This is a genomic window from Brochothrix campestris FSL F6-1037 (assembly GCF_000525915.1).
Lineage (GTDB): Bacteria > Bacillota > Bacilli > Lactobacillales > Listeriaceae > Brochothrix > Brochothrix campestris.
Map to the genome: position 1 here is coordinate 1 of NZ_AODH01000054.1, position 11,256 is coordinate 11,256.

Consider the following 11,256-nt stretch of genomic DNA (forward strand, 5'->3'; position numbering starts at 1 on the left):
TATCCCGAAGGGTTAAATCATATTCACGAGCAATATCAGCACGTGACTTTCCATTTTCATAAAGCTTCACCATTTGCAGTTTAAATTCAGGCGTAAATGTTCGACGTTGACGTGGCATAGTAGCACACTCCTTTTTATTAGTAGTCTTAGTTTACAAGCCCTCATTTATTCTGTCTAACTTAGTGTAGCCTATCCATTTTACCCTTTTCGTTTAAAGAGAGAGGGGCTATAAGCAGAAGCAGTAAACGGCTTTGTTCACTAAAAAAGAGAGGCAAATAAAAAAGATGACCGCACTCAAAAAGAGATGATTTTAGTGTTCTTCTAAAATCATCAATAAAAGACAAACAGCAGGTTTGTCTTTCCATAGGAGAATTATCTAAACAATTCCCTTTTCGAGTCATGCTTTGAAAGACTTTATGTTCCTTGAGTTTATCACTGTATCAATCTTTTTTACAAGTTATAGATTGCGTTTAAAAATACACCTAAAAAAAGGCCGTGTATAAAATATACACAGACCTTAAATCTATTCATAAATTTAAAAAAAGTTGTAATTTTCTAAAAATAAAAACAAGCAAAAACACTGTTGAAATTACACTTGCTGAAAACAAGGTATATACCAAACCCTTACTTTTCGTTTTTGAAGCAGACATGAGATTATTTGATACTAAAATCCATAAAATCATAGAAATAATTGCTGAAATAAACATACTATTATACATATATATCACCGTCCATATTTTTATACGTTCTAAAGATTTGAACCTCTCGTGACTTCAGTCATGAGAGGTTCAAAAATCTTTAACCCTGTTTATAAACTTTTCCCCATCAATAATTCCTTTTTTGTAAAGCTCCTCGGCAGTTGTAAAAGATTGAGTATAACTATCTGAAGAACGTGTCAATAAAAAACTGCGTTCCTCATCTACTCTACTAATCCACCATTCTTCATTTTTGTAATCAAAACTTATTTCTTGACCTTCTTCTATTGCTTCTTGGAATTTTTCCCATGTGTTTTGATCCATTCTTTTTCCTTCTTTCTGTTACTAATACCAAGTATTTTTTTTCGTCCATTTTCCGTTTACATTATGCCAACCATGACGGTGTGGAACTTTAGGGTGTTTTTTTAGCGTTACCATGATTTGTATAATGAATATCTACTTCTGCTTTACCATTTTTTCCGTAATATCTTCGTATATCAACCTTACCATTTTTTATAAGGTCTTTAGACGAATAAGATTTAGATACTCTAGAAGGTAAAGACCTAGTTTTCTTAGTAACCTTTATAGTTGTGTGTCTATTTTTAACTTTAATCCCTTTTTTTCTTGGCAGTATTATAGAGTTTAGCAGGTGTACTTTTCGCACTCTTATTTTTCTTAGCAGGCGCTTTCCCTTTTTTAGCAAAGTGTTTTTTGATCGTTTGATAGGCCCAATGTCCAGCACCAATGGTAACACCACCAATAACGATAGCACCTGTAGCAGCTAAAGCTACTTGACCAACTCCAGGTATAAATACTCGTTTTCTTTTGTCGTATAGTTTGGTGTTTCTTTGTCGATTTGTTTGTTAGTCTTTTTGTCGGTCTTTTTTCTGACTTTCCCTTTTATATAGGCTTGTCCTTTTGCATTTATCATTATTATATTTTTGTCGTTTTTTGTCGTATAGTTTGTCGGCAAAAACTTAATGTGATATTGAACTGTTTGTTTGCTGACATTCAATTCTTCTGCTAATTCTTTTATGGTTTTTTCGCTCATCGTTTTCACCTCGTGTGACTAATTAGTAAGTTAAGTGTATCATTTTTTGCTCGTTGTGCAGGTAGGAACTCACACTAATTCGACCGACTTTTTGAAAAAGAGTTGGGGTGTTGAACTATAAAAAGGAGGGTCACTCTACAGAAAAAGGGTGTGCTACAAATTTAGCAGGTTAAGGGGAAATGCTATCAACCCTTTGGAAAGCTAGGCAGTGCCTAGCTTTGTAGTGATATCAAAACATTGTGAAAAAACATAACTTTTACAGCCCCTGCCATAACAAAAACATAACGTGTATGGCGGAAATACATAACCCCCCATAAAAGCCCCATACACGTTATGGCACTTTTTCAGTCATCGCCATAGCTTTTACAGCCCTTGTATGGCGGTTTTACAGTCGCTGCCATAGGTTTGACAGCTTTGAAACAGCCGAATTAACAGTGAAACCATAACATTGACATAACCTCTTTTGAAACAGGCGATTTTCACAAAGTAGAGGGTCCGGTGAATTTTCGATTTGGAGTAGACAGGATCGTTCTTATCGAGTTAAAAATCACCTTCAAAAAAGAGGAAAGGGTTGGTTTGTCCTCGAAAAAGGCATACAGGATTTATGCGTACAGGTGCGTCCTAGGGACGAGAGAAAACCGGTTAGAACAAGGGTGTATAAAGCACGTATGGGCGATGATAGGCAAAAAAAAAAGAAAACCGCGTCAGAGAGGGAATCTCAGACACGGTTAAGGTTAACATAATGCGACTTAAGGGAAGTTACACCGTATATTTATAAAGTATGGTTGTTCTGAAAAAATGTAACGCGAATCCTTAGTTTGAGTATTTGTTAAAGTTAGTATGATTATATACAGGTGTTTCTAACAATGCTAAAAAAATTTAAACAGTTTTGTGTTACTATAATAATAACAATTAACTTTAGGGGATGATTTTTTTGTTTGAATATAAAGATATATACAAATTGATGTGTTTATATGTGTTTACTGTTATTTTCAGCTATTTTATAAAAGGAAATTATACTATAAAAGAAGTTGTATTCAACTTAATCATTGTAACTGTGGCATATGTTTTTGCTTCTATATTTAAAAATAAATGAAAACATTCGGAACGCTGATGCGTTTCGATTTTTTGATTTTTCACATATACGTTGTATAAAACAGTATGCTAGAAAATGCAAATCGCTTTTTTTTTTTGCCTTAGAGCGACAAGGCTTAAAGACCTCACATACCTAACAATTCCGTGCCGAAATAGTTAGGTATGTATCAAGTAAAAGAATGAACTCATTTTCGCTACGCTCAAATCGTTCCTAAAACCATAAAAAAAATAATTTTTTTATTTAAAAAAACAAATTTTTTTATTCCACGATAATCAGATTGCCTGGAAAGATGGCGAACTAATTATCGTTCCATACCACGGTTTCGCTTAGGTGGATTTTCACGATTCTCGATTCGTTTTACTTCACTATCTTCTACTCGGTCTTTAATCAGCTCAACAAACGTTTTAAACGTCCTAGAATCGCTTACAAACGCTTTTAACCATGTTACTTCACTTTCTAAATCCCGATTCTTTGCTTTCAATGATTGAATTTCTTTATGAGCAGCTTGAAGCTGCTTAGTCAAATTTTTTCGTTTGCTTTCTCACATTAAGAGAACTAACATCAAATTTCATGTCTCTAATTGCTTCGCTCATTTGAGCTTTCACATTAATTTTTTCATCCAGTCCCGAAAGCTCACCTTGCTTTTCAAGCAGCTGCGATTCAATTTCTTTTAATTCCTGTTCCATCGTCATTTTTTTAAATATCTGCATTTCGATATGTTGACGGTTCAGCCCTTTTTCGCCACGCTGCAAGTCAAAGCCATGCTTATTGATTTCTTCTGCAAAATGGTCTTGTATCCACAATAATTCTGCACGATTAAAGACGTTTTTACCTTGTAGCTTTCCATCACGCATTGGCACAATGCCAACGTGCATATGTGGTGTTTTTTTCGTCCACATGAACCATCGCATACGCTATATTTTGTTTGCCATAGCGCTCCGCAAAAATGTTCAAGATTTCCTCAAAAAATTTCTGACGCTCCGCTTCAGACAACTTTTCAAAAAATGGGGAATCGGACGTCACCAATAATTCATTGACTAGTACCGCCATCTTTCCTTGTCTTTCTCGAACCTGTCTTTTGCGATTCAATAATTTCACTTACTCGTTTATTAAAGTCAATCGGTTCTTCGTTGACCAAATCATAATTTTCATGCGAACGGGTTTCATCAATATCAAAATTCGTTCGGCTTTCTCGTTCTCGTGGGTGGTGAAACTGCATGCCTTTTAAAGCGGGTGATTTTATCTTTTGCATATGCACGACTACATAACTCATGGTGTCATCACTCCTATTTTCATAGTACTAAATAGTGCAGCGGTTACAGCGATTACGGTTCCCAACTTCCATGTAAAGTATATCACACTATACTTTACGTCCGTAAAGGTGTGCTTTGCCGAGGGCTAGTCGGGCAGTCGCCCGAGCCGGAAACGTGCTGGAGCGCACATGGTTTCCGACAGGTCAAAAGCAAAAAAGTAGTTGGCGATCTACCGCAAAATGCGGTAGGCCACCAACTACTTTTCTAAAAATAAAAACATTCCCAAACAGCGCTTTGGCTGCGTTATTGACTTGTAATAAATAGATAATCACTAAAAATATTTTCTCCATTTTATTTTGCCTGTAATCGTATGTATTAATTGTTTACTAGAAATCTTATAAGCTTTCATAGCATACTAATCCAACTTCTTTTGTCTTAATATCATATATGCAAATAGAGCTACTTAAGAGCACCTCTATTTGCATATAGATAATTTGTTAATCGATTCTCTTAATCATCTTTTAACCTAGATTTTTGATTGTATTTTTAATATCTGGACTTTCACAAATTACCGAAATCACCGCTACACCATCTGCGCCACTTAATCGAACATGGCGAGCATTTGATTCATCAATGCCACCAATTCCTACAATCGGGAAATCCGAATACTGCCTTCTTGCCCTAATTAAAAAATCTAGTCCCGCAGGTGGTTTAGCGTCAGACTTTGATTTTGTTGAATAAATTGGACCGATTCCTACATAATCAGCCCCTTGTTGTATAGCAAAAGCTAGCTCTTGTTCATTGTGTACAGAAACGCCTACAATTTTATCCTTAGCGAGTGACCGAAATTCAGTAATGGCTGTGTCATCTTGCCCTACATGAATTCCATCAGCCTCTATTTTCAAAGCCAATTCAACGTCATCATTCACAATAAAAGGCACATGATAGGCTTTACACAGTTTCTGACAAGCCATTGCAAAATTTTCATAAGCTGCACCCTTTAAACGCCCTTCGCCTTTTTCACGCAATTGGAAACACGTGATCCCTGCTTGTAACGCTTTTTCTAACGTTTCCAGTGGTTCCGTACTGTTTTGTGACCCCATTATAAAATAAACGCCCAATACATTACGGTTCATGTGTCATTACCTCGCATTTCCCTTGAACTTGTTTATACGCAAAATGATTCGTCGGTCCATGCCCTTTTCCGATATGTAAGGGGTGACTAATCGCTAAATGAATAAACTTTTTCGCTTCGATGATGGCTTCTTGTAAAGGGAATCCTTTTGCGAGTAACGCTGTGATGGCAGCTGAAAACGTACAACCTGTTCCGTGCGTATCCTTTGTATCTATACGAGGTGTCGCGACACTGAATTGCCCACCTTTCCAAAATAGTATATCTGTCGCATGTAGTCCTTCAAGATGTCCACCCTTCATGACAACATACTGTACACCTAACGCTAGTAAATCATTTGCTGCTGCTTGAATATCTTGTTGCGTTCGAATCGTTCTACCCGTCAAAACTTCCGCCTCTGGTATATTCGGTGTACACATAAAGGCAATCGGCATCAATTGCTCTTGCATCGCACGAACCGCCTGTTGTTGCAATAAATTGGCACCTCCCTTTGCAATCATGACAGGATCGACAATTAAGGGAATAGACGTATTTTTTAAAACATCGACAACACCTTCAATGATTGTTGCATCAAATAGCATACCTGTTTTGATTGCTTTCACATCAAAATCAGTAAGAATTGCTTGTAACTGTCTCTGTACAAACGATGATGTTATAGGCGAAATCCCATGCACACCTAGCGTATTTTGTGCAGTCAATGCGGTAATGACCGATGTGCCAAACACACCTAATTCCTGAAATGTTTTTAAATCGGCTTGAATCCCAGCACCGCCACCGCTATCTGAACCTGCTATTGTACATGCAATCATATGCTTCCCTCCGCAACTAATTCTAAATAGTTCAGCACATTTTCTTGCATCGTGCCAATCGCTCCGAAAGCCCATTCGCTTATTTTTTTATATTCAATTAACACCTGTTCCAAATCTGTTAATGGCTCTGTACTACTTGCCAGTAAAGCTGCACAAATCGCACTCAGCAGACAACCTGTACCTGTCATTTTTGTGATTTTTTCATGACCACCAGCAATTTCACATACTTGTACACCATCTGTTAATACATCTTTCTCACCTGTTACGATGACGAAACAACGGTATTTTTGTGCAATATACATGGCTGTTTGTTTCACATCCATGGCGCCATGCCCACTATCTACACCTTTTGATACCCATTCCACACCAGCAATTGCTGCGAGTTCTCCTACATTACAACGGATTAATTGCATTTGAATTTGTTGGAGTAAATCAAGCGTAGTTTTTGTACGATAAGCTGTTGCCCCTGCACCAACAGGATCAAATACAACGGGTACTTGATGCTTATTGGCACTTTGACCAGATAGTCGCATCGAAGAAATCGTCTGTTCATTTAATGTCCCAATATTTAGTAATACGCTATTTGCCTTACTTGCCATTTCCATTACTTCTTCTTGTGCATCCGCCATAACAGGAGATGCCCCAACTGCGAGTAGACCATTGGCTGTAAAATTTGCGACGACATAGTTCGTGATGCAATGGACAAGCGGTTTTTGTTGATTAATTTTTTGCAGGCTCATTATGATACACCCCCTCAATCCAATCTTGTTTCGTCCAAGCCATTTCCCAAAACTGCCACTCATAATAACAACTCTTCTTAAAATGTGCTTCTAATACTGTTTCTTTCAGTGACTGCTCCGATGCGAATCGATTCATCATCTTTTTTTGCTGGTCAATCGTATCTTTCATTTCATCTGAGCCATATACAGCAATCCACTCTGCATATAATGGAATATCTGGCGATGCGTATTTTAGTTTTTGCCCAATTTCTTGGTATAGCCATGGACAAGGCAAAATGGCTGCGAATGCTTCTGCTACATCTCCTGTAAAAACAGATTGATACATATGACTGACATAATTATAGGCAGCTGGTGCTACCTCAAATTGTTCCATTTCCTCAGCCGTTACCCCTAAATCCTTAAACGTTTTACGATGCAATTCTAATTCAGCCTCGTGTATAAATTTGGCTGTTTCTAAAAAATACTGAACGTCTTCATCATTTGTTGCTTTTGCTGCTGCAAGTGCTAATACTTTTGTATAATGCTTCAAATAATAAGCATCCTGAAGCATATAAAACTTAAACTTTTCTAATGGTAATGTGCCATCTGCAATCCCTTGTACAAATGGATGGTCAAAACTCGCCTCAAAATAAACGTTCATTTCCTTCCTTACCTTTTCACAAAACTCCATACATAGTCCTCCTTTAAATGGTGGACGTAAGCGCAAAAAGGCGCCTCTAAAATAGAGACGCCAAAAAAGGGTAGATTACACCACTAATTGCTCCCTACGTCAGTGTTAACTGTCAGGTTCTAAGGGTCAGGTTTTAACCTTCTCAACACCGAAGTGTCCCCCCGCAATTAAAGTATTTGCAAAAAGAAAGGCTCCACGTAAAAATACGCAGAGCCTAAGTAAGTACAAATTTATCATTCTTATGTACTTTGCTCCCTACGTCCGTATTAACGGTCAGGTTCTAAGGGTCAGGTTTAACCTTTTCAACACCAATGTGTCCCCCTGCAAATGCATTTAATTAGTTTTAGTGTATCAGAGTGAATGAATTTTAACAAGCTTACCTAAAACAAGTACAATACTCAAAATTATCATAAACATTCCCAACACCGCTTTGGGAACATTCAAGCCCTACTTTATTGTTGTCATAATTAACAGCTCCTTAGTTGTATTTTTCATTTTTGCATCGGTCATAGATAGCTCTTATATCACGTATATACATTCTTTTTTCGGTTCTGTTGCAAAGTTTTAAACGATCCTTCAAATAAGGTATAATAATAGAAAAATAAACTTGGAGGAACGAAAATGAACCATTTTAAAGGGAAACAATTTCAAAAAGACGTGATTATTGTGGCTGTTGGTTATTATCTTCGCTATCATTTAAGTTATCGTGATGTACAAGAACTCCTTTCTGATCGTGGTATTGAAGTTTCTCACACCACCATTTATCGATGGGTACAAGAGTATGGTCCTATCATTTATCAAATATGGAAAAGAAAGAATAAAACAGCCTGTTACTCTTGGAAAATGGATGAAACATACATCAAAATCAAAGGGGAATGGCATTATCTTTACCGTGCGATTGATGCCGAAGGCACTACTTTAGATATTTGGTTACGAAAAAAACGAGATACACAGGCTGCTTATGCTTTTTTCAAACGTTTAAGTAAGCAATTTGGAGAACCAAAGGTGATTGTCACGGATAAAGCTCCCTCTCTTTATAGTGCTCTAAAAAAATTAAAAGAGAAAGGATTCTATCTAAAAACCGAGCATCGGACCGTTAAATACCTGAATAATTTGATTGAACAAGATCATCGCTTCATAAAAAGGCGGAATAGATTGTATCAGAGTTTAAGGACGACTGCTAATACGATCAAAGGGATAGAAACCATTCATGCACTATATAAAAAGGGCCGAAAAGAAGGTAATCTCTTCGGCTTTTCCGTCTGTCTTGAAATTAAGGAATTATTAGGACTTCCAGCTTAATCAATCATAATAGAGAGAAAGAGCTTGTGTCACTTAAAACTTTGCAACAGAACCAATGCGACCAAGCGAACAAAATAGAGGGTCAAAACGTTGATTTAACAACATTTACACGTTGTGAATCTTGTGACATTTGGCTGTTTTTTTTGTGACATATGTTACAAAACGTTGAAATGAAACAAAAGAGTAAGGATATGTTAAAATAAAAGAGCTTAAACTGTCGCAAGTTAAGCTATATGATTATAAAGAAACACAGTCATCTCGTGAGAGACGGCTGTGTTTTTTTGTGATTTAAGAACGATCACGTGTCATACAGGAATTATACGAAACGGTGATCAGTTTTTCATTTGAAAACGTTGCTGTGACAGCGATGTATAAGACGTGTATGGGTGATTGTGGGCATGTGTGTTCTAAAGGCTGTTAGAATGGGTTTCTCAGACATGGTTTAGTTAACCTAATTAGCCATTATGAGAAGTTAATCTGCATATTTATAAAAATGGTTCAATTATATGTGAATTTCTTAAGCATCTGAGTTCGTGATTTATTTTTCGTGTCCAGCAACTTTTTCGAACTTCAGATAACTTATGTAATACGGTCAGTTTATAAAAGATTTCAATTGGTCTTTATCAGTATCATATGTTGTTATTTTACCGTTGGATATCTTAAATAACGCAGGTACAGTTTCCAACTTCAAAGTATCTATTATCTTTTCGAAATTTTCATTTTGTAATTCTTTTTGTTTATTGCTATCTAAATAAGAAAAATTGATACTTTCAGTTCCCATGTGTTTTGATAATTTCGGAAGGAATTCTTGACAATACTCGCAGTCATTTCGTCCGATATAATAATACCCATCCCTTTTTTTATTGATGGAATCAATGAATGAATTTGCATTAATTTCAGTAATTCTTTTTTCTGTCTTTAGTTTATCTATACTATTATCGTAGTCAGTTATGGCATTGCTTTTTTTAGTCACTTTCAAATGGAGTAGATTTTTCAATGTTTTTGTATCTTCAGAATTTATTTTTTTTGTTTTTTTGTATCTTTAGAGTTGCTAACAATTAAAAAATCTCCATCAAACCATATTGACATAACTGTTTCAAGGGTACTTTCTTCCAGGTTGCTAATATGAATTATATAATCTGGCGCTGTTTTTAACTTTTTTTGCTTGAAACTTTACTATTTTCAATAATTTTCAATAACTTTTGTATATCTTCTTCTTTAGTTAGTTTGTTTTTTTCATCAAATTTAATGCCGTTACTATCTTCTACTCCTACTTCTAGTACTCTTCCTTTAGAACATCCTATTAAAAATATAACTAAAATAATTGCTAAAACTATTGTTTTCTTCACATTAATTCCTCCCAATATAGTTTAGCAACATCTTTTAAACATGATGTTGCAATGTATAACCGTTCCGTTTATACTATAACTAATTATATATGTATGCGCTATCATAGTAAACATATAATTAATATTTTAGGAGGATAAATTATGAAAAAAAGAATTGCAAGTCTTGTTTTATCTTTAGTAATGTTATTTTCTATTTTTAGTGTCGTATCTGCGGATGCCAATGAACCTGAAGTTAAATTCGAACCACAATTAGTAAATGAATACTATAACAACGAAGGTTATTTGGTAAGTGAATTTTCAGATTTACCGGATAATTTCGTTACAGATTCTGAAGGGAATATTTTGAAAGAAAATGCACCGACTCTTAGAAGTGGATGTGCGCTAAGATATAGTTATAAGACGATAAAAACAGAAAAAAATAAAAAAATAATAAGTTCATATCTAACCATCCAGGATTTAAAAAATGGGATAAAGTTAATGGGTATTATTTTAGTACTAAAAATTCAAATTATTCAGTTGGATTAAGTGGTTTTGGTGTTAGTGTATCTGCATCTGTTGCCGCTCCAGGTTCAGGGACATTTATTTCTGCTTCTGCTAAAAAGTGGTCGCGCCCAGCAATATATGGTGATGCATATAAAACTACTAAAACAGTAACTGTTACTAATCCGTGTGGAGCTAATAAAAAGTATAATAAAAATTATTACACTACTAAAAAAAACGTATAATAAAGCTATATATAAATAAATTAAAAACCACCAATCTAAATTTAGATTGGTGGTTTTAATTTTATATCATTAGATTATTATAAGATAGAGATACCATTGTTTTAACACTGTTGCTTTGGAATGGCAACAGTAAATTGAACAAAAATTATAAGGGCTGTAATTTAAATTCGGTAGGCGTTAAATAACCCAATGTTCCATGAATACGGATGTTATTAAACCAATGAACGTAATCATTTAATTCAAGTTCCAGCTGATTAAGATTGGAAAAGTGAGTTTGGTTTGCGAATTCTGTTTTAAACACTTTGAATGTTGCTTCCGCTACAGCGTTATCGTAAGGACAACCCTTCATACTTAGTGAACGTTGAATATTAAATGTTTCAAGCGCTTCATCAATCAACCGATTATCAAATTCTTTCCCTCGATCCGTGTGAAAC

14 protein-coding genes, 1 pseudogene and 2 riboswitches are annotated in these 11,256 nt (G+C 35.5%); of the genes and pseudogenes, 2 read left to right on the plus strand and 13 right to left on the minus strand.

Annotated elements, in window-relative coordinates:
- From BCAMP_RS10650 to tenA, 10 genes and pseudogenes are all read right to left on the minus strand, one after another.
- Positions 1 to 118: IS3 family transposase (locus BCAMP_RS10650; RefSeq protein WP_035315552.1), on the minus strand; the 118-nt coding region annotated here is incomplete at its 3' end.
- Positions 119 to 788: 670 nt separating this feature from the next.
- The gene (locus BCAMP_RS10660; protein WP_035315555.1) at positions 789 to 1,019 is read right to left on the minus strand and encodes a hypothetical protein; all 231 of its coding nucleotides are present in this window, start codon (positions 1,017 to 1,019) and stop codon (positions 789 to 791) included.
- 88 nt (positions 1,020 to 1,107) lie between these two features.
- Entirely contained in the window at positions 1,108 to 1,455 is a 348-nt protein-coding gene (locus BCAMP_RS10665) for a hypothetical protein (RefSeq protein ID WP_156921227.1), read from the minus strand.
- A gap of 27 nt (positions 1,456 to 1,482) precedes the next feature.
- Positions 1,483 to 1,746: a winged helix-turn-helix domain-containing protein gene (locus BCAMP_RS10670; protein ID WP_051457049.1), complete on the minus strand. Its 264-nt coding sequence runs from the start codon at positions 1,744 to 1,746 to the stop codon at positions 1,483 to 1,485.
- Positions 1,747 to 3,143: 1,397 nt separating this feature from the next.
- Positions 3,144 to 3,365 carry a hypothetical protein gene (locus BCAMP_RS10680; RefSeq protein ID WP_035315560.1) on the minus strand — a complete coding sequence of 74 codons (222 nt, stop codon included), beginning with the start codon at positions 3,363 to 3,365 and terminating at the stop codon, positions 3,144 to 3,146.
- Between the two features lie 43 nt (positions 3,366 to 3,408).
- A pseudogene (gene mobV / locus BCAMP_RS13215) lies at positions 3,409 to 4,115 on the minus strand (MobV family relaxase); the annotation flags it as partial.
- Positions 4,116 to 4,616: 501 nt separating this feature from the next.
- On the minus strand, positions 4,617 to 5,231 hold the full coding sequence (gene thiE / locus BCAMP_RS10690) for a thiamine phosphate synthase (protein WP_035315561.1): 615 nt from the start codon (positions 5,229 to 5,231) through the stop codon (positions 4,617 to 4,619).
- A complete protein-coding gene (thiD, locus tag BCAMP_RS10695; protein WP_035315563.1) occupies positions 5,221 to 6,036 on the minus strand; it encodes a bifunctional hydroxymethylpyrimidine kinase/phosphomethylpyrimidine kinase in 816 nt (271 codons plus the stop codon). Before thiD ends, thiE begins: the two co-directional genes overlap by 11 nt.
- The gene (thiM, locus tag BCAMP_RS10700) at positions 6,033 to 6,776 is read right to left on the minus strand and encodes a hydroxyethylthiazole kinase (protein ID WP_035315564.1); all 744 of its coding nucleotides are present in this window, start codon (positions 6,774 to 6,776) and stop codon (positions 6,033 to 6,035) included. The genes thiD and thiM overlap by 4 nt, the downstream gene beginning before the upstream one ends.
- Positions 6,757 to 7,446 carry a thiaminase II gene (gene tenA / locus BCAMP_RS10705; RefSeq protein ID WP_035315566.1) on the minus strand — a complete coding sequence of 230 codons (690 nt, stop codon included), beginning with the start codon at positions 7,444 to 7,446 and terminating at the stop codon, positions 6,757 to 6,759. Before tenA ends, thiM begins: the two co-directional genes overlap by 20 nt.
- A gap of 74 nt (positions 7,447 to 7,520) precedes the next feature.
- A riboswitch (TPP riboswitch) is annotated at positions 7,521 to 7,619 on the minus strand.
- A 62-nt stretch (positions 7,620 to 7,681) separates the two neighbouring features.
- Positions 7,682 to 7,779, minus strand: a riboswitch (TPP riboswitch).
- A 288-nt stretch (positions 7,780 to 8,067) separates the two neighbouring features.
- On the opposite strand from tenA, the gene BCAMP_RS10710 reads away from it, so the two are divergent.
- Complete coding sequence (locus tag BCAMP_RS10710) at positions 8,068 to 8,748, plus strand: IS6 family transposase (RefSeq protein WP_035315567.1); 681 nt, start codon at positions 8,068 to 8,070, stop codon at positions 8,746 to 8,748.
- A 592-nt stretch (positions 8,749 to 9,340) separates the two neighbouring features.
- Here BCAMP_RS10710 and BCAMP_RS10715 read toward each other — a convergent pair.
- Together BCAMP_RS10715 and BCAMP_RS10720 are read right to left on the minus strand one after the other, a co-directional pair.
- Entirely contained in the window at positions 9,341 to 9,745 is a 405-nt protein-coding gene (locus tag BCAMP_RS10715) for a thioredoxin domain-containing protein (protein ID WP_035315569.1), read from the minus strand.
- Positions 9,746 to 9,899: 154 nt separating this feature from the next.
- On the minus strand, positions 9,900 to 10,097 hold the full coding sequence (locus BCAMP_RS10720; protein ID WP_035315570.1) for a hypothetical protein: 198 nt from the start codon (positions 10,095 to 10,097) through the stop codon (positions 9,900 to 9,902).
- A 141-nt stretch (positions 10,098 to 10,238) separates the two neighbouring features.
- Here BCAMP_RS10720 and BCAMP_RS10725 point away from each other — a divergent pair, with 141 nt between their 5' ends.
- Positions 10,239 to 10,622 carry a hypothetical protein gene (locus BCAMP_RS10725; protein WP_035315572.1) on the plus strand — a complete coding sequence of 128 codons (384 nt, stop codon included), beginning with the start codon at positions 10,239 to 10,241 and terminating at the stop codon, positions 10,620 to 10,622.
- A 345-nt stretch (positions 10,623 to 10,967) separates the two neighbouring features.
- On the opposite strand, the gene BCAMP_RS10730 is transcribed toward BCAMP_RS10725, so the two are convergent.
- A partial coding sequence (locus tag BCAMP_RS10730) for an IS3 family transposase (RefSeq protein ID WP_035315574.1) occupies positions 10,968 to 11,256 on the minus strand: 289 nt, incomplete at its 5' end.